The 17,632-nt window shown below is 69.8% G+C and carries 12 protein-coding genes and 1 riboswitch; of the genes, 6 read left to right on the forward strand and 6 right to left on the reverse strand.

Annotated features, from left to right (window positions below):
* Window positions 1-2,673, forward strand: coding sequence for a DEAD/DEAH box helicase (locus tag ABQJ56_RS14460; RefSeq protein ID WP_367845722.1), 2,673 nt, complete (start codon window positions 1-3; stop codon window positions 2,671-2,673).
* A gap of 272 nt (window positions 2,674-2,945) precedes the next feature.
* Here ABQJ56_RS14460 and metK read toward each other — a convergent pair whose 3' ends face one another.
* Window positions 2,946-4,145, reverse strand: coding sequence for a methionine adenosyltransferase (metK, locus tag ABQJ56_RS14465; RefSeq protein ID WP_367845723.1), 1,200 nt, complete (start codon window positions 4,143-4,145; stop codon window positions 2,946-2,948).
* Window positions 4,146-4,347: 202 nt separating this feature from the next.
* Entirely contained in the window at window positions 4,348-6,648 is a 2,301-nt protein-coding gene (gene metE / locus ABQJ56_RS14470) for a 5-methyltetrahydropteroyltriglutamate--homocysteine S-methyltransferase (protein ID WP_367845724.1), read from the reverse strand.
* Between the two features lie 185 nt (window positions 6,649-6,833).
* A riboswitch (cobalamin riboswitch) is annotated at window positions 6,834-7,045 on the reverse strand.
* A 79-nt stretch (window positions 7,046-7,124) separates the two neighbouring features.
* On the opposite strand from metE, the gene ABQJ56_RS14475 reads away from it, so the two are divergent.
* The 3 genes from ABQJ56_RS14475 (at window position 7,125) to ABQJ56_RS14485 (ending at window position 10,508) form a co-directional block, all read left to right on the forward strand.
* Window positions 7,125-7,859 carry an SGNH/GDSL hydrolase family protein gene (locus ABQJ56_RS14475; protein ID WP_367845725.1) on the forward strand — a complete coding sequence of 245 codons (735 nt, stop codon included), beginning with the start codon at window positions 7,125-7,127 and terminating at the stop codon, window positions 7,857-7,859.
* 118 nt (window positions 7,860-7,977) lie between these two features.
* Window positions 7,978-9,684 (forward strand): bifunctional ornithine lipid synthase OlsF, encoded by a 1,707-nt coding sequence (gene olsF, locus ABQJ56_RS14480; RefSeq protein WP_367845726.1) that lies wholly within the window; start codon window positions 7,978-7,980, stop codon window positions 9,682-9,684.
* Window positions 9,681-10,508, forward strand: a complete 828-nt coding sequence (locus ABQJ56_RS14485; RefSeq protein ID WP_367845727.1) for a UDP-2,3-diacylglucosamine diphosphatase — start codon at window positions 9,681-9,683, stop codon at window positions 10,506-10,508. Before olsF ends, ABQJ56_RS14485 begins: the two co-directional genes overlap by 4 nt.
* Before the next feature lie 7 nt (window positions 10,509-10,515).
* Here the strand turns inward: ABQJ56_RS14485 and dusB are convergent, their stop codons facing one another.
* Window positions 10,516-11,502 carry a tRNA dihydrouridine synthase DusB gene (dusB, locus tag ABQJ56_RS14490; RefSeq protein WP_367845728.1) on the reverse strand — a complete coding sequence of 329 codons (987 nt, stop codon included), beginning with the start codon at window positions 11,500-11,502 and terminating at the stop codon, window positions 10,516-10,518.
* A gap of 217 nt (window positions 11,503-11,719) precedes the next feature.
* On the opposite strand from dusB, the gene ABQJ56_RS14495 reads away from it, so the two are divergent.
* The gene (locus ABQJ56_RS14495; protein ID WP_367845729.1) at window positions 11,720-13,468 is read left to right on the forward strand and encodes a diguanylate cyclase; all 1,749 of its coding nucleotides are present in this window, start codon (window positions 11,720-11,722) and stop codon (window positions 13,466-13,468) included.
* 1 nt (window position 13,469) lies between these two features.
* Here ABQJ56_RS14495 and ABQJ56_RS14500 read toward each other — a convergent pair whose 3' ends face one another.
* Window positions 13,470-14,750 carry a nucleoside permease gene (locus ABQJ56_RS14500; RefSeq protein WP_367845730.1) on the reverse strand — a complete coding sequence of 427 codons (1,281 nt, stop codon included), beginning with the start codon at window positions 14,748-14,750 and terminating at the stop codon, window positions 13,470-13,472.
* Window positions 14,751-14,906: 156 nt separating this feature from the next.
* Between ABQJ56_RS14500 and ABQJ56_RS14505 the strand changes: the two genes are divergently transcribed.
* On the forward strand, window positions 14,907-15,536 hold the full coding sequence (locus ABQJ56_RS14505; RefSeq protein WP_367845731.1) for a homoserine/threonine efflux transporter: 630 nt from the start codon (window positions 14,907-14,909) through the stop codon (window positions 15,534-15,536).
* On the opposite strand, the gene ABQJ56_RS14510 is transcribed toward ABQJ56_RS14505, so the two are convergent.
* Together ABQJ56_RS14510 and ABQJ56_RS14515 are read right to left on the reverse strand one after the other, a co-directional pair.
* Window positions 15,533-16,126, reverse strand: coding sequence for a uracil-DNA glycosylase family protein (locus ABQJ56_RS14510; RefSeq protein WP_367845732.1), 594 nt, complete (start codon window positions 16,124-16,126; stop codon window positions 15,533-15,535). The two genes, ABQJ56_RS14505 and ABQJ56_RS14510, sit on opposite strands and share 4 nt — an antisense overlap.
* Window positions 16,123-17,499, reverse strand: coding sequence for an FAD-binding oxidoreductase (locus tag ABQJ56_RS14515; RefSeq protein ID WP_437343435.1), 1,377 nt, complete (start codon window positions 17,497-17,499; stop codon window positions 16,123-16,125). Before ABQJ56_RS14515 ends, ABQJ56_RS14510 begins: the two co-directional genes overlap by 4 nt.
* Window positions 17,500-17,632 lie beyond the last annotated feature (133 nt).

A 17,632-nucleotide genomic window follows, 5' to 3' on the forward strand; every position in this document is an offset into this window, starting at 1 on the left:
ATGGCGCTGAGGCTGAAGAAATACCAGGAGAACGCACTGGCGGCGCTGGAGGCGTTTTTCACCGCCGCCCGCGGCCAGCGCAGCGCGGACGACATGCAGTCGGCTTTCAGCGATGCACGCCGCGCGGCGCTGGGCGAGAGCGCGCCGACCTTGCCGTACCACCCGTTCACCGCGGAATCGCCGGAGCTGCCGATCGCCTGCCTGCGCATACCCACCGGCGGCGGCAAGACGCTGATGGCGGCGCATGCGATCGAACGTGCGGCACGGTTGTACGTAGGCACCAGTGCGCCGCTGGCGCTGTGGCTGGTACCGAGCAACGCGATCCGCACGCAGACGCTGGAGGCGCTGAAGACGCCCGGCCATCCATATCGCGAGGCCCTGCTCGGTTACTGGCCGGACGACCGGCTCACGGTGATCGACATTGCCGACTGCGAGCAGTTGCGCGCGCAGGATTTCGGCAGCCGCGCGATCGTGGTGGTCGGCACCTTGCAGACGCTGCGGGTGGAAAACACCACCGGCCGCGAGGTGTATGCGTACAAGGAAAACTTCGAGCCGCATTTTGCCGCGGCGCCGGACGCCGATTTCTTCGAGCGCGTGAGCGAGCGCGATCTTGAGGCGCAGCCGTACCTGGGGCGTGGTGATCTGGGCAAGATCAAGCGCAGCTTCGCCAACCTGCTGGCCTGGCACCGGCCGATCGTGATCATGGACGAGGCCCACAATGCGCAGTCGAGCCTGTCGCTGGAGGTGCTCAAGCGCATCCGCCCGGCCTGCGTGATCGAGTGGACCGCCACGCCGGCGAAAGACCAGAACCTGCTGTACCACGTCTCCGCGCAGGAGCTGAAAGCGGCGCACATGATCAAGCTGCCGATCGTGCTGGCACCGCATCCGAACTGGCAGGAGTCGGTGCGCGACGCCGTGCTGACCCGCGACGTGCTGGCGCGCGAGGCGACCAGCGAGCCTGACTACGTGCGACCGATCGTGCTGTTCCAGGCCGACCAGCGCGGCAGCGAGGCGACCGTCGAGGTGCTCAAGGCGTTCCTGCTCGACACGCTGCACGTGGAGGAGCGGCGCATTGCCGTCGCCACCGGCAACCAGCGCGAGCTGGACGGCGTGAACCTGCTCGACCGCGCCTGCCCGGTGGATTTCGTGATCACGGTGGAGGCGTTGAAGGAAGGCTGGGACTGTTCCTTTGCCTACGTGTTCTGCACGGTGCAGAACATCCGCTCGGCCAAGGACATGGAGCAGTTGCTCGGACGCGTGCTGCGCATGCCGTACGCGCAGCGGCGCACATCGGAGAAATTGAATCGCGCCTACGCCCATGTCTGCGGTGCCGGCACGGCGCAGGTGGCCAACCAGCTGGCCGACCGGCTGGTGACGATGGGTTTCGAGGAAATGGAGGTGGCGCAGTTCGTGCAGCCGTCGCTGGATGCCGACCTGTTTGCCGAGCGGCCCGCGACATCGGCACCGGCGGAATCGGTGTTCGACCTGCCGCTGGCGGTGGCGCATGCGGTGGCGGCGATCTTGCCGGCACAGGTGAAGGTCGCCGAGGTGGACGGTGCGGGCCAGCTCACCGTGAGCGGCCTGATCGACGCCGAGGTCATGGTACAGGTCGTTGCCGCCGCGCCGAAGCGCGAGCGCGAGCATCTGGGCCGCGAACTGGAGCGGCACCAGACCCGCGCCTTGATGGCCGCTGCGGCCAGCGAACGCGGTGAGCTGTTCGCGCCGCTGCCGCAGCTGGCGGTGCCGTTGCAGGGCAGGTTGACCCTGTACGAGCCGGAGCTGCTGGCCGAATTCGCCGATTTCTCGCTGGCCGGCCTGGGCGCCGAGCTGCCGGACTTTCAGCGGCAGGAAACGGTTCGCCCGTACCTGATCGATGTCGAGCGCGGCCACATGCAGGTACGCGAGGACGAGGCGCAGTACGACCTTGGCCTCGACAGCGGTACCGAAGGCATTCGCCGCGAGGATGTATTGCGTGTGCTCGATCGACGCCTGCGCCGCGACGCGATCCTGCAACCGGACATGATCGCGTGGCTGGGACGGATGCTGGACGGGCTGGCGGCACGCGGCTTCGAGCTGACCTACCTGGCTCGCCACCTCAACGATCTGGCCGATGCCGCGGCCGCGCAACTGGCCAAGCTGCTCAAGGGCGAGAAGCGCGTCGTCTTTCAGCAATCGCTGCTGGCAGGATCGCAGCAGGTCCGGATCGACCGGCACATCCAGTTCCACTTCGATCCGCAGGTCTATCCGGCGCGCTGGCTCTATCCGGCGACGGCGCGCTACCGCTTCCGCAAGCACTACTATCCGCTGCCCGGCGAGCTGAAGGAGGACATCGACGCCGAGGAGACCGCCTGCGCGATCGAACTCGACCGGCTCGACGCGGTGAAACACTGGGTGCGCAACCTGGAGCGCCAGCCCGAGGCGTCGTTCTGGCTGCCGACCTCGAGCGACCGGTTCTACCCGGATTTCGTCGCCGAACTGACCGACGGTCGCCTGCTGGCGGTGGAGTACAAGGGCGGCTATCTGGAGAGCAACGATGACTCACGCGAGAAGCGCGACATCGGTAAAGTCTGGGCTGCGGCTAGCAAGGGGCGTTGCGTGTTCGCGATGGTGACCGATGCGAAGACCGCCGGCATGTCGATGGCGACGCAGTTGCGGCAAGCGATCGGCCTTTGAGACGAACCACCGGTTAGCGATTGACCGGCTCGGCAAACAGACGGCCGAATCGCTCCATGCGTCGCATAGATGACGGTGGGTTTGCGTTGCGCGGCGCGTTATACCACCGACTCCATCGCCGGTGGGGTAACGCCGTGGAGCCTCTTGACGGCGGCCTGAAATGAAACGGGCCGCGCAAGGCGGCCCGTTTGGGTTGCTGACCCTCGGCTTCGCCTGCTGCGCGAAGCCTGTCTTGAGACAGACTAAAGGTTCAGGACGAGCGACAGGATTGCTTACTTCAGCTTGGCGGCCTTGCGCAGCGCTTCGGCCTTGTCGGTCTTTTCCCACGAGAACGCGGTGTAGCCTTTGCCGTTCTTGTCCTTGACCTCGACCGGGCTGCGGCCGAAGTGGCCGTAGCTGGCGGTCTGCTGGTACATCGGGTGGATCAGGTCGAGCATCTGCAGGATGCCGTACGGGCGCAGGTCGAAGTGCGCGCGGATCAGCTTCTCGATCTTGTCGTCGCTGATCCTGCCGGTGCCGAACGTGGTGACCGAGATCGAGGTGGGGTGCGCCACGCCGATCGCGTAGCTCACCTGCACCTCGCAGCGGTCGGCGATGCCGGCGGCCACGATGTTCTTCGCCACGTAGCGCGCGGCGTAGGCGGCCGAGCGGTCCACCTTGGACGGGTCCTTGCCGGAGAACGCGCCGCCGCCGTGGCGGGCCCAGCCGCCGTAGGTGTCGACGATGATCTTGCGGCCGGTGAGGCCGCAGTCGCCCACCGGGCCGCCGATCTCGAACCTGCCGGTCGGGTTGATGTGGAACTTGGTGCCCTTGTGCAGCAGCTTGGACGGCAGCACGGGCTTGATGATGTGCTCGCGCACGGCCTCGATCAGGTCCTTCTGCTTCACGCCCGGGTCGTGCTGGGTGCTGAGCACCACGGCGTCGATCGCGGTGGCCACGCCGTTGTCGTAGCGCAGGGTGACCTGGCTCTTCGCGTCCGGGCGCAGCCACGGCAGCGGCGAGTTCTTCTTCTTGCGGACCTTGGCCTGCTGCTCGACCAGGCGGTGCGAGTAGTGGATCGCCGCCGGCATGTAGTCCTTGGTCTCGTTGGTGGCGTAGCCGAACATCAGGCCCTGGTCGCCGGCGCCCTGTTCCTCGGGCTTCTTGCGGTCCACGCCCTGGTTGATGTCGGGCGACTGCTTGCCGATCAGGTTCAGCACGCCGCAGGTGGCGCCGTCGAAGCCCACCTCGGAGGAGTTGTAGCCGATGTCGAGGATCACCTTGCGAGTGATCGCTTCCAGGTCGATCCAGGCGCTGGTGGTGATCTCGCCGGCGACGATGGCCACGCCGGTCTTGACCATGGTTTCGCAGGCCACGCGGGCACGCGGATCCTGCGCGAGGATCGCGTCGAGCACGGCGTCGGAGATCTGGTCGGCGACCTTGTCCGGATGGCCTTCGGAGACCGATTCGGAAGTGAACAGATGGCTGGACATCGCGTTTTATATCCTCGTGTACGGATAAAGAGATAAAAGAGGGCGGCATGATACAACGCCGCCCCCGGTTTTGCAGCCCGCGGAAATTCTGGCGGGGCGCCGGTTAGCTGCGTGTTCAGACGTCTGGATGGCCGGCGGCCACGGTGCGTGGCCGCCGGCCGACTTGCAGCCGGCCGATGTGCGCCGCCCGGGCTGCTCCGGCTCAGGCGGTGGAGGCCGCCGCGGCCAGTTCGGCGCGCAGCTGGCGGGCGCAGGCCAGCATGCTGCGCAAGGCGGCTTCCGTCTCGGGCCAGCCGCGGGTCTTCAGGCCGCAGTCGGGGTTGATCCACAGCTGGCCGGGCTGCAGCACGTGCAGCGCCTTGTGCAGCAGGGCCAGCATCTCCTCCTGCGCCGGCACGCGCGGCGAGTGGATGTCGTACACGCCGGGGCCGATGCCGTTGGGGTAGCGGAAGCGCACGAAGGCGTCCAGCAGCTCCATCCGCGAGCGGCTGGTCTCGATCGAGATCACGTCGGCGTCCATCGCGGCCACCGCCTCGATGATGTCGTTGAACTCCGAGTAGCACATGTGGGTGTGGATCTGGGTGGCGTCGCGCACGCCGCCGGCGGCGATGCGGAAGCTTTCCACCGCCCAGGCCAGATAGCCCGGCCAGTCGGCGCGACGCAGCGGCAGGCCCTCGCGCAGCGCGGGCTCGTCGATCTGGATCACCTTGATGCCGACGGCCTCCAGGTCGTGCACCTCGTCGCGCAGCGCCAGCGCGATCTGCCGGCATACGGTCTCGCGCGGCAGGTCGTCGCGCACGAAGGACCACTGCAGCATGGTGACCGGGCCGGTGAGCATGCCCTTCATCGGCTTGTCGGTGAGCGACTGGGCGAACGTCGACCAGCGCACCGTCATCGGCGCGGGCCGCGCCACGTCGCCCCAGATCACCGGCGGCTTCACGCAGCGCGAGCCGTAGCTCTGCACCCAGCCCAGCCGGGTGAACAGGTAGCCGTCGAGCTGTTCGCCGAAGTACTCCACCATGTCGTTGCGCTCGGGCTCGCCGTGCACCAGCACGTCCAGGCCGATCTCCTCCTGGAAGCGCACCACGCGTTCGATCTCGGCTTCCAGCCGCTGCCCGTAGGTGGCGTCGTCGAGCTTGCCGCCGCGGTGCGCGGCGCGTGCCTTGCGCAGTTCGTCGGTCTGCGGGAACGAGCCGATCGTGGTGGTGGGCAGCGGCGGCAGCGCCAGGGCTTCTGCCTGCGCGGTGCGGCGCGTGGCGTAGGGCGAGCGGCGCAGCGTCATCTGCGGGCTGAGTTCGTGCAGCCGGGCGCGCACGGCGGGGTTGCGCACGCCGGCTTGCTGCGCCTGTCGGTCGAGCAGGGCCTGCTGCGCCTGCAGCGCGGCTTCGGCTTCCGCTTGGCCGCCCAACGCATCGGCGTAGACGCGCAGTTCCTCGATCTTCTGTCGCGCGAACGCCATGCCGGCACGGCGCGCCGGATCGAGCGCGGTCTCCGCCTCGAGATCGATGGGCACGTGCAGCAGCGAGCAGGACGGCGCCAGCCACAGCCGCGCGTCGCCGAGGCGCGCGCGTGCCTTGCGCAGCAACGGCAGCGTGCGCCCGGGACGGCTGCGCCACACGTTGCGGCCGTCGACCACGCCGGCGCTCAGCACACGGCCATCGGGCAGGGCATCGAGCACGGCGTCGAGCTGTTGCGGCGCGCGCGCCAGGTCGACGTGCAGGCCCGCCGCCGGCAGGTCGGCGACGAGCGCGAGGTTGTCGCCCAGCGCGCCGAAGTAGCTGGCGAGCAGGATCTTCGGGCCGCCGGCTTCGGCAAGTGTCGCGTAGGCGCGGCGGTAGGCCGCGTGGTCCTCGGCGTCCTGGTCGAGTGCGAGGCAGGGCTCGTCCAGTTGCACCCAGTCCGCGCCGGCTTCGGCCAGCTTGCGCAACAGTTCGGCATAGGCGGGCAGCAGGGCGTCGAGCAGGGCGAGCCGGTCGCTGCCGTCCACGGTCTTGGACAGCAGCAGGAAGGACACCGGTCCCAGCAGGACCGGTCGCGCGCGGTGGCCCAGCGCCCGGGCTTCGCGGAATTCGGCCAGCGGCTTGTCGCCGGCGAGGGCGAAGCGCTGGCCGGCGTGCAATTCGGGCACCAGGTAGTGGTAGTTGGTGTCGAACCACTTGGTCATTTCCAGCGCGTGCAGGTCGTGGCCGCCGCGCTTGTGGCCGCGGGCCATCGCGAAATAGCCGTCCAGACGGCTTTCTGCGAACACCGGGCGATAGCGCCCGGGAATCGCGTCGAACAGCACGGCGGTGTCGAGCACGTGGTCGTACAGGCTGAAGTCGTTGCAGGGCACGACGTCGGCGCCGGCGTCGCGGGCCAGCTGCCAGTGCCGCGCCCGCAGCGCACGGGCGGCGTCGAGCAGGGCCTCCGCCGGCGTGTCGCCTTGCCAGTGGGCTTCCAGCGCGCGCTTCAGTTCGCGCTTCAGGCCGATGCGCGGAAAGCCGAGACAGGTAACGAGTGACATGGATGATTCCTCTTGCATGGATGGGCAAAGAGGAACGAAGGGTGGTCGGCCTGGCGGCCGCCGGTGACCTTCGCCCCCGCGGGCGAACCGGCGCGGCCGCGGGCAGGTGGAACCGGCACGCCCCGGGGGGCGGTGCACGGCTCCGGTATCTCCCCGCGGAGACGCCAGGTCGTACGGATGCGGCAATGCCGCTACCGGCCGGGGCAGGTATTCGGGCTCGTGGACGTCGCGCTCTACCTACTGTCCGTCGCTTCCCAGGCGCATCACGCCCAGTGCTGGTGACGGAGGTCGTTTCCACATACCGCTGCGGGGCAGCGCCGGATTCGCACCGGCTTCCCTTTTCATTCCATCCTTTCATTCGGATGAAAGGATGGAAACCTCGGCGCCGCGCAAGTTACGCTGGTGACGGGGCATCCGTCAACGGACGAGGCAAGGGGCGTGTGCATAATGCCGGTTCACCCCCACGGAGCCTCGCCATGAAGCATTTCCCGTGCATGGCTGCCCGCTGGCTGCTGGGCGCGGCCTGGCTGCTCGTCGCGTCGGCGGCGATGGCGGCCGACGGCCATCCGCCCGCGCCCGCGCAGTGGCGCGCCGAGATCGATGCCCTGGTGGCGCACGACCGCGCCAACCCACCGCCGCAGCACGCCGTGCTGTTCATCGGCAGCTCGTCGATCCGTTTCTGGACGCCCACGCTGGCGCAGGACTTTCCCGGCGTGCCGGTGATCGACCGCGGCTTCGGCGGTTCGGCGATCGCCGATTCGACCTGGTACGCCGATCGCATCGTGGTGCCGTACCACCCCGCGCTGATCGTGATGTACGCCGGCGACAACGACATCGACGAGGGCTTGTCGCCGCAGCAGGTGGCGGACGACTTCCGCGCCTTCGTGGCGCGCGTGCGGCGCGGCCTGCCGGGCGTGCCGGTGGCCTACGTCTCGATCAAGCCCAGCCTGGCGCGCTGGCCGCTGTGGCCGCGGATGCGCGAGGCGAACGGGCTCATCCGGCGGTGGGCGTCGACGCAGCGCGACGTGCGCTTCGTGGACGTCGCGCCACGGATGCTCGACGCGCGGGGCAGGCCGCAGCCGCGGCTGTTCCGGGCGGATGGCCTGCACATGAGCCCGGCGGGTTACGCGATCTGGATCGCGGCACTGAAGCCGGTGCTGGCGGACTACGGCTTCCACGTCGTTGCGCCGGCGGCACACGCGCCGAAATAGGCGCCGCGCCGTCCGTCCCGCATGCCGGACGGCGTTGTCACGCTGCTGACGCGCAAGCGCAACGCCGGCGTCCCGGTGGCCGCGCAATCTTGCGACGGGCCAAGCCGAGGTCGTCGCCATGCAAGCGATCGAGCAGCGTCTGCAGCAACGCTATCCGCACTGGTTCCGTGGCCGCCGCGGGCGCTTCGCCGTACCGCTGCTGCACGGGCTGGCCCGCTGGTCGGGGTTCGACGGCATCGACACCTTCTGTACCGAACACGGCCACCTGCGCGGCTTCGCCTTCGTCGAGGCGGCCATGCGGTGGCTGGAGATGCGTTACGACGTCGACACGGACGCGCTGGCGCGCATCCCCGCGCGGGGGCCGCTGCTGGTCGTGGCCAACCATCCGTGCGGCGCGCTCGACGCACTGACACTGCTGGACATGGTGGGGCGGGTGCGGCGTGACGTGCGCATCGTCGCCAACGAGGTGCTGACGCTGGTGGAGCCGCTGGCGGAACTGCTGCTGCCGGTGCGCGTGTTCGGCGGCAGCGCCGGAGCGGCCAGCCTGCGCCGGGTCGAGCGCGCGCTGCGCGACGGGCAGTGCGTGATCGTGTTCCCGGCCGGCGAGGTCTCGCGGCTGGGCCTGCGCGGCGTGCGCGATATACGTTGGCGCCCCGGCTTCCTGCGTTTCGCGCGCCGCGCGCCGGCGCCGGTGTTGCCGGTGCGCATCGAGGCGCGCAATTCGGCGCTGTTCTACGGGATTTCCGCGCTGTGCCGCCCGGCCTCGACGGCGCTGCTGGCGCGGGAGATGCTGGCCCGGCGGCGGCGGCCGGTGCGTCTGCACGTGGGCGAGCCCATGGTGGTCGCGGACGACGAACGCGAACGTGATGCGCTCCGGCGCATCCGCCGCGCGCTGCATGCCGCCGGCCGCGGCGAAACGGTGGCCATGGCGGGGCCCGCGCCGCTGGCGCCTCCCGTCGACGCGCAGCTGGTGGCGTCGGAAGTGGCGGCCGCCGAACTGCTAGGCGCCACCAGCGACGGCAAGCAGATCCGTCTCGCCCGCGCCATCGGCGGCTCGCCGCTGCTGCAGGAGATCGGCCGGCTGCGCGAACTGACTTTCCGCGAGGTGGGCGAGGGCACCGGCCGCAGCCGCGACCTCGACGCCTACGACGCGCACTACGACCACATCCTGGTATGGGACGCGCAGGCCGTGCGCATCGCCGGTGCCTATCGCGTGATGCGCGGCGCCGAGGCGCTGGCGCGCACCGGGCTGGCCGGCCTGTACACGGCCTCGCTGTTCCGCTACGCGGACGCGGCCGTGCCGCGGCTGGCGGCGGGATTGGAACTGGGCCGCAGCTTCGTGGTGCCCGACTACTGGGGCAGCCGCAGCCTCGACTACCTGTGGCAGGGCATCGGCGCCTACCTGCAGCGCTACCCGGGCGTGCGCTATCTCTATGGCGCGGTGTCGATCAGCGCCGCGCTGCCGCGCGCGGCCAGCGAGCAGATCGTGGCCTATTACCAGCGCTACCACGGCAGCGCGCAGCCACTGGCCAGCGCCCGCCAGCCGTTCGTCCTCGATTCCTCGGCGCCATCGTTCGACGGGCTCGACGGCGCGGCCGCGCACGAGGCGCTGAAGCTGGCGCTGGACCGGCTCGGCGCCTCGGTGCCGATGCTGTACAAGCAGTACACCGAGCTGTGCGAACCCGGCGGCGCGCGCTTCCTCGCCTTCGGCGTGGACCCGGGCTTCAGCGGCTCCATCGACGGCCTGATCGAGGTGGACCTGGAGCAGCTGCGGCCGCGCAAACGCCAGCGCTACCTGGAGCGCCGGCAGGACGCCATGGCATGAGCCGCACGACCGCCCCGTTCGAGCGGCGGTTGCGCACGGTGTTCCTGTCCGACGTGCACCTGGGCACGCGGCATTGCCATGCGGCGGAGCTGGCGGACTTCCTCGACGGCCTGCACTGCCGGCAGTTGTACCTGGTGGGCGACATCGTCGACCTGTGGTGGATGGCGCAGCGCCGCTCGCAATGGAGCGGCGCGCATACCCGCGTGATCGAGGCGCTGCACGCGCTGCATGCCCGCGGCACGGCGATCGTCTACGTGCCGGGCAACCACGACCGCCCGCTGCGGCGGGTGTGCGGATTGATGCTGCCCGGCATGCGGGTGCGGCGGCGCGCGGTGCACGTCACCGCCGACGGTCGCCGCCTGCTGGTGACGCACGGCGACGACTACGACAACGTCACCCAGTTCGGCGGCCTGCAGGAACGCCTGGGCGACTGGCTGTACTACCGCATCCTCACCTGCAACCGCTGGCTCAACCGCGCGCGGCGGCGGCTGGGCCTGCGCTACTGGTCGCTGTCGGAGTTCGTGAAGCGCCGCAGCAACGCCGCCGAGCGCTACATCGAGCGCTTCGTGCAGGCGGGGCTGGACGATGTGGCGCGGCGACGGCTCGACGGCATCGTCTGCGGCCACATCCACCGCGCCGGGCTGGTCCAGCGCGACGGCCTGGTCTACGCCAACGACGGCGACTGGGTGGAAAGCCTCACCGTGCTGACCGAGGAGATGGACGGCACGCTGCGCCTGCTCGGACATCGTGGCGAGGTGCAGGCCGAGCTGCCGCCACGCCTGCGCCTGACGATGGTGGAGCTGCCGCGCGAGCTGGCGGCTTGAAGCCGCGTCAGGCGGCCAGGCGCTCGCCGGCCGACAGCGCGGCGAAATAGTCGCGGGTCAGCCGGAGCTGCTCGGCCGCGGTTTCCGCGCGGTTGACCACCCCGCGGAACGCGGCATTCTCCGGCCGATCCTTGGCGTACCAGCCCAGGTGCTTGCGCGCGATGCGCACGCCGGCCTGCTCGCCGTAGAAGGCGTAGAGGTGTTCCAGGTGGCCGAGCAGGATGGTTGCCACCTCGGCGGGCGCGGGCTCGGGCGGCAGCTCGCCGGTGGCGAGGTAGTGGGCGATCTCGCGGAAGATCCACGGCCGGCCCTGCGCGCCGCGGCCGATCATCAGCGCATCCGCGCCGGTGGCGGCCAGCACGTGCCGGGCCTGCTGCGGCGTCGCCACGTCGCCGTTGGCGAACACCGGGATGCGCACGCTGGCCTTCACCGCGGCGATGGTCTCGTATTCGGCCTCGCCCTCGTACCTGTCGGCGCGGGTGCGGCCGTGCACGGCCAGCGCGGCGATGCCGGCGTCCTCGGCGATGCGCGCGACGTTGAGCGCGTTCCGGTTCTGGCGATCCCAGCCGGTGCGGATCTTCAGCGTCACCGGCACGTCCACTGCATCGACGACTGCCTTGCAGATGCGCGCCACCAGCGGTTCGTCCTGCAGCAGGGCGGAGCCCGACCACACGTTGCACACCTTCTTCGCCGGGCAGCCCATGTTGATGTCGACGATCTGCGCGCCGTTGGCCACGTTGAAGCGCGCGGCCTCGGCCAGCATCGCCGGGTCGTAGCCGGCGATCTGCACGCTCACCGGTTCGGGCTCGCCCGCGTGGTCCATGCGGCGCAGGGATTTGCGTGTATGCCACAGGCGCGGGTCGGCCGTTGTCATCTCGGACACGGCCAGGCCCGCGCCCAGCCGCTTGCACAGCAGGCGGAACGGCTTGTCGGTGACGCCGGCCATGGGGGCCAGCGCCAGCGGCGGGTCGATGCGGTAGGGGCCGATCTGCATGCCGGTATTGTACCCGGCCGACCCTTTGGACCCGCGTATGGGCACGATCTGGCGCAGGCACGCATGGCTGCTTTTGTCGTTGCTGCTGCCGTTGCCGACCGCAACGCTGGCACACCACCCGGAGGGTGTGAAGGCCGTCCGGAGAGGCTATGATCGCAACGAGAGGCACTTGACAGGGAATGGGCTTCGGATGTTCCGGGGGGCGTGGCTGGGTCTGTTGCTGCTGTTGACGGTGATGCCTGCCGTCGCGGCGCCGATGAACGCGTTCCGCGAAAGCGCGGTGACCAATCCGCACGGCCTGATCATCTTCGTGCGCCAGCAGCTCGACCAGGCCGGCACGACGCTGACGCCCACGCGCGAACGCGAGCTGCTGTGGGGCATGGGCACGGCCGCGATCAACAGCAACGACGATGCCGCGCTGGCCGAGGCCACGCTGCGGCTCGATGGCCTCGCCACGATGGGGCACGATCCGGTGGCCGCCGCCGCCGCGGGTTTCCTGCGGGCGCGGCACGACATCGCCAACGGCCTCGGCGACGGACTGGGCGAGGCCCTGAAGGCGGCGGACAAGGTGCTGGGGGAGGCCGATCCCGAAATCGTGGCCTGGGCGCGCTTCCAGTTGTGCGACGCCTATGCGCTGGACGAGAAGGCGGCCAAGGCGCTGCCGCTGTGCCACCAGTCGATCGAGGCCTATCGCGCACTGAACGACGACTTCGGCATCGGCGACGCCGAGAACGACGTGGGCATCGCCCTGGCCACGCTGAACCGGGTCGGCGACGCGGCGACGGCTTACGAGCGTTCCCGCCGCTACTACGCGAAGGTCGACGCGGAGCAGCTGGTGGTGATGGTGGGCGACAACCTGTCGAAGATGTATCTGAAGCAGGGCCGCGCGCGCGAGGCGCTGGCCCTGTCCCAGGCATCGCTGAAGCAGGAGCTGGCCGCCGGTCGCATCAGCGACTCGCTGGACTCCCGCACCGACATCGCCCAGGCGCAGGCGGCATTGGGGCATCATCGCCAGGCCTATGCGCAGATGCGGGAGGCCGTGGCGCGGGCGCGCAAGGCCGGCATCAACGGCCAGCTGATCGACATGCTGAGGGTGGAAAGCCGGCTTGCCGAGCAGGCCGGCGACCTGCGCCATGCGCTGGCCGACGAGCGCGAGGCGGCACGGCTCGGCAGCACCGTCGACACGCCGGCGCTGCGCGCCATCGAGGTCGAGCTGGAGCAGCGCTATGCCGTGCGCGAGAAGGAACTGCGCATCAGCGAGCTGGAGCACGCCAACGAGCTGAAGGACCTGCAGCTCAAGGCGGCGCAGGCCGATGCGGCGCGCCGGCGCGAGGAGCAGCGCCGCCAGCGGCTGGTCAACCTGACGATCGCGCTGCTGGCGGCGGCCTTGCTGCTGATCGTCGGCCTGCTCGTGCTGCTGCTGCGTGCGCAGCGCCGGCATGCCGCCGAACTGCAGGCGCAGGCCTTGCGCGATCCGCTTACCGGCATCGCGAACCGGCGGGCGTTCCAGCAGCGCGCCACCGAGTTGCTGGGTCGACCGCGCGAGGCGCATGCGCTGCCGCACGTGCTGCTGCTGATCGACATCGACCATTTCAAGAGCATCAACGACAGCATCGGCCATCCGCAGGGCGACCGGGTGCTGCGGCTGCTGACCGACTACCTGCGCATCGCGGTGGGTTCCTGCTTCGTGGCGCGCATCGGCGGCGAGGAATTCGCCGTGCTGTGTCCCCAGGCCGGCTTGGCCGCAGGCTTGCGGCTGGCCGAGATCCTGCGCGCAGGGGTGGCTGCATTGATGCTGCCGAAAGACCTGCAGGTGGCCAGGCTGACGATCAGCATCGGCGTGGCGCAGTTCGACGGCGTGCGCTGCCACGACCTGTCGAGCTGGATGCGCGCCGCCGATCTGGCCCTGTACGCGGCCAAGTCCGGCGGCCGCGACCAGGTGGTGGCGAGCAAGCTGGTCGGCTGACTCAGTGCGTGGGCACGACGCGGCCGGCTGCGGCGGGGGCGTGCCGATGCTTGAACAGCGGCACGAACAGCACCGCCATCACCAGCGCATAGCCGGCGAAGGCCAGCCAGATGCCGCGCCAGTCCTTGCAGATCAGCACGGCGTCGTTGCACTGGTGGTTGGTGAAGAAGTGGTCGATCACGAAGCCGGCGATCAGGCTGCCCAGCACCGCGCCCACGCCGTTGGTCATCAGCATGAACAGGCCCTGCGCGCTGGCGCGGATCTTCGGGTCGGCCTGGCCTTCCACGAACAGCGAGCCGGAGATGTTGAAGAAGTCGAACGCCATGCCGTAGACGATGCACGACAGCACGATCATCCACAGCCCGCCCGCCGGGTTGCCGAACGCGAACAGGCCGAAGCGCAGCACCCAGGCCAGCATGCTCATCGTCATCACCGCCTTGATGCCGAAGCGCTTCAGGAAGAACGGGATGGTGAGGATGAACGCGGTTTCGGAGAACTGCGAGATCGAGATGATGATGGTGGAGTACTTCACCGTCAGCAGGTTGGCGTAGGCCGGCACCTTGACGAAGTCGCTGAGGAAGGCGTCGCCGTAGGCGTTGGTGAGCTGCAGCGCCGCGCCCAGCAGCATCGCGAAGACGAAGAACACAGCCATGTTGCGGTTGCGGAACAGCACGAACGAGGTCAGCCCCAGCCGGTCGGCCACGCTGTGGCTGTGCTCGGCATCCAGCTTGGGCGGGCACTTCGGCAGGGTGAAGGCGTACAGGCCCAGCAGCAGCGAGGCGCCCGCGGCCACGTGGAACTGCGCGGCGGAGGCCTTGAAGCCCAGCAGGCTGGTGGTCCAGGTGGCGGCGATGAAGCCGATCGTGCCCCACACGCGGATCGGCGGGAAGGTTCCCACCACGTCGAGGCCTTCCTGCTTCAGCGCGTTGTACGCCACCGTGATCGCCAGCGAGATGGTGGGCATGTAGAAGCACATGTTCAGCAGCATCACCCAGAACATCTGCTGCGGGTCGGCGACGTGGGGTATCGCGAACAGCACCACCGCGCCGGCGATCTGGAACAGTCCGTACAGCCGCTCGGCGTTGATCCACTTGTCCGCCACGATACCGGCCAGCGAGGGCATGAACAGCGCGGCGATGCCCATGGTCGAGAAGATCGCGCCGAAGCTGGTGCCCGACCAGTGCTGGGTCTGGAACCACCACGTGCCGACGGTCAGCAGCCAGGCGCCCCAGATGTAGTACTGGAGGAAATTCAGGACGACGAGGCGGAGCTTGAGGCTCATGGATGCGGATTCCCCTGCTTGGGCCGGGGACGGTCCCGTGGCCATGCTGCTTGGACCGGGGCAGATTAGATGAAGCTTCGACCGAGCGGCAAGGCGCGGTGCATCGTCCGGCTGCGGCTACACTGCGCTTCCGCCATCCCGCCCGCAGCGTGCCGCATGAGCCTGTTCCTGACCATCGCCATCGTGCAGCTGATCGCCCTGATGAGCCCGGGCCCGGATTTCTTCTACGTCTCGCAGACCGCGGTGAGCCACTCGCGCCGCGAGGCGCTGGCCGGCGTGGCGGGCATCACGCTGGGCGTGGCGGTGTGGGCCGCGCTGGCGCTGCTCGGCCTGCAGTTGCTGCTGCACCGGCTGCTGTGGCTGGAACGCGCGATCGCGGTGTGCGGCGGCGCCTACCTGTGCTGGATGGGGCTGAAGATGCTGCGTGGCGCGCTGGCTGTGCCCGCCGGCGGCGCGCCGGCGCACGCGGTGAAACTGGCGGACGGCGCATGGCGCGCCATGCGCAACGGCCTGTTCACCAATCTCTCCAATCCCAAGGTGGTGGTGTATTTCGGCAGCATCTTCTCCGCCTTCCTGGGCGACGGGCAGGGCGCCTGGGCGCGCTGGGGGTTGTGGCTGATGGTGGTGGCCGAGACGCTGCTGTGGTTCGCCCTGGTGGCCGGCGTGTTCGCCCTGCCCGCGATGCGCCGCGGCTACCTGCGCCTGGCGCGCTGGATCGACGGCTGCGCCGGCGCGGTGTTCGTGCTGTTCGGAGTGCACCTGATCTTCGCGCGCCGCGTGTCCTAACGCAGCGCAAGCCCCGTCTGCCGGCGCAGTTCCGGCAGCAGCTCCGCTTCGAACCACGGATTGCGCGTTAGCCACAGCCGGTTGCGCGGGCTCGGGTGCGGCAGCGGCAGCACGCCGCGCGCGAGGTGTTCGCGCCAGGCCAGCACGGTGTCGGTGAGCGTGCGGCCGCGCCGCTCGCCGAGCAGGCCGGCCTGGGCGTACTGGCCGATCGCCAGCGTCAGCCGCACCTGCGTGAGGCATGGCAACAGCAGCGGATGCCAGGTGGGCGCGCATTCCGGTCGTGGCGGCAGGTCGCCGTCCTTGCCGGTGCCGGGGAAGCAGAAACCCATCGGCACGATGGCGATCCTGCCGGCGTCGTAGAACGTGGCCTTGTCGACGCCCAGCCATTCGCGCAGGCGGTCGCCGCTGACGTCGTTGAACGGGATGCCGGTGTCGTGCACCTTGCGCCCCGGCGCCTGGCTCACGATCAGCAGCCGCGACCGCGGCGACGCCTGCAGCACCGGGCGCGGCCCCAGCGGCAGGTGGGCCTCGCACAGGCGGCAGGCACGGACGCGCGCCACCAGTCGGTCGAAGGCTTCCGGTTCGCTCACGGCAGCAGCTTGCCCGGGTTGAGGATGCCGTCCGGGTCGAACGCCGCCTTGATGCCGCGCATCAGGTCCAGCGTGGTGGCCGGCAGCGCCAGCGGCATGAACTCGCGCTTGACCACGCCGATGCCGTGCTCGCCCGAGATCGTGCCGTCCAGCGCGATCACCAGCGCGAACAGCTCGGGCAGGGCGGCATGGGCGCGCTCGATCTCGTCCACGTCGCGCGGCAACAGGTTCACGTGCAGGTTGCCGTTGCCGGCGTGGCCGAAGCTCACGATGGGCACGGCGTGCCGTGCCGCCAGCTGGCGCACGCCATCCACCAGCTCGGGCAGGCGGCTTACCGGCACCACCACGTCCTCGTTGATCTTGTGCTGGGTGGCGGCGCGCTGGGCGAAGGAAAGCGCCTTGCGCGCCGCCCACAGGGCGCGGGTCTGGGCCTCGTCGCGGGCCACCTCCAGCTGCACCAGTCCCTCCACGCGGGCGGCGGACTCGACGGCGGCGACCGCGCCGTCCAGCGCATCCGGTGCGCCGTCCAGCTCGATCATCAGCAGCGCCTCGGCCGCGGGCACGCCGGCTTCGGGCTGGTGCTCGCGGGCCAGCTTCAGCGCCAGCGCATCCATGAACTCCAGCGCGCAGGGCGTGGCCGGCTGCGCCATGATGCGCGCCACCGCCCGCACCGCCGCCGCGGTATCGCGATACGTGGCGCGCAGCGTGCGCACCGCCAGGGGTTTCGGCGTGAGCTTGAGCGTGGCCTCGGTGATCAGCGCCAGCGTGCCTTCCGAGCCGACCAGCAGGCGGGTGAGGTCATAGCCGATCGCACTCTTGGTGGTCTGCGTGCCGCAGCGGAAACCTTCGCCGTTGCCGGCCACGGCGCGCAGGCCCAGCACGTTGTCGCGCGTGGAACCGTATTTCACCGCGTGCGGCCCGGAGGCGTTGCAGGCGAGGTTGCCGCCCACCGTGCACCACGGCGCCGAGCCCGGATCGGGCGCCCAGAAGAAACCGTGCGGCGCCAGCGCCTGCTGCAGCGCCTCGTTCGTCACGCCCGGCTCCACCACGGCGAGGCGGTTGTCGGGATCGATGCGCAGGATGCGGTCCATGCGCATGAAGTTCGCCACCACGCCGCCAGCCATCGGCACCGAGGCGCCGGTGGAACTGGTGCCGCCTCCACGCGCGGTAAGCGGCACGCGGTGCGCGCGGCAGGCGCGCACCAGCGCCTCCACCTGCGCATGTTCCGTCGGGAAAACCACGGCATCCGGCAGCGCGTTGAGCCGGGAGTTGTCGCAGGCATGGGCACGCCGATCGGCTTCGGTCGTGGACACGGCGCCGGGTGGAAGGCTTGCGTGCAGCAAATCCAGAAAGTCGGTGGGCATCAGTGGCATCGCATCAGTTTAATGCCGGCACGCCACCAGTTCGTGGGGCATGCGAAGCGCCGGGCCTGGCAGTCGCGCAAGTCGATCCGATCTTCGGCCCCATGCCGGTTCACCCGGCGATCCGGTGCCGCGGCACGTCACA

Origin of the sequence: Rhodanobacter geophilus, assembly GCF_040812275.1 — a bacterium.
Classification (GTDB): domain Bacteria; phylum Pseudomonadota; class Gammaproteobacteria; order Xanthomonadales; family Rhodanobacteraceae; genus Rhodanobacter_A; species Rhodanobacter_A geophilus.

Coding starts and splice junctions, on each gene's coding strand:
- ABQJ56_RS14460 (WP_367845722.1), top strand. CDS start 1: ATGGCGCTGAGGCTGAAGAAATACCAGGAGAACGCACTGGCGGCGCTG.
- metK (WP_367845723.1), bottom strand. CDS start 4,145: ATGTCCAGCCATCTGTTCACTTCCGAATCGGTCTCCGAAGGCCATCCG.
- metE (WP_367845724.1), bottom strand. CDS start 6,648: ATGTCACTCGTTACCTGTCTCGGCTTTCCGCGCATCGGCCTGAAGCGC.
- ABQJ56_RS14475 (WP_367845725.1), top strand. CDS start 7,125: ATGAAGCATTTCCCGTGCATGGCTGCCCGCTGGCTGCTGGGCGCGGCC.
- olsF (WP_367845726.1), top strand. CDS start 7,978: ATGCAAGCGATCGAGCAGCGTCTGCAGCAACGCTATCCGCACTGGTTC.
- ABQJ56_RS14485 (WP_367845727.1), top strand. CDS start 9,681: ATGAGCCGCACGACCGCCCCGTTCGAGCGGCGGTTGCGCACGGTGTTC.
- dusB (WP_367845728.1), bottom strand. CDS start 11,502: ATGCAGATCGGCCCCTACCGCATCGACCCGCCGCTGGCGCTGGCCCCC.
- ABQJ56_RS14500 (WP_367845730.1), bottom strand. CDS start 14,750: ATGAGCCTCAAGCTCCGCCTCGTCGTCCTGAATTTCCTCCAGTACTAC.
- ABQJ56_RS14505 (WP_367845731.1), top strand. CDS start 14,907: ATGAGCCTGTTCCTGACCATCGCCATCGTGCAGCTGATCGCCCTGATG.
- ABQJ56_RS14515 (WP_437343435.1), bottom strand. CDS start 17,499: ATGCCACTGATGCCCACCGACTTTCTGGATTTGCTGCACGCAAGCCTT.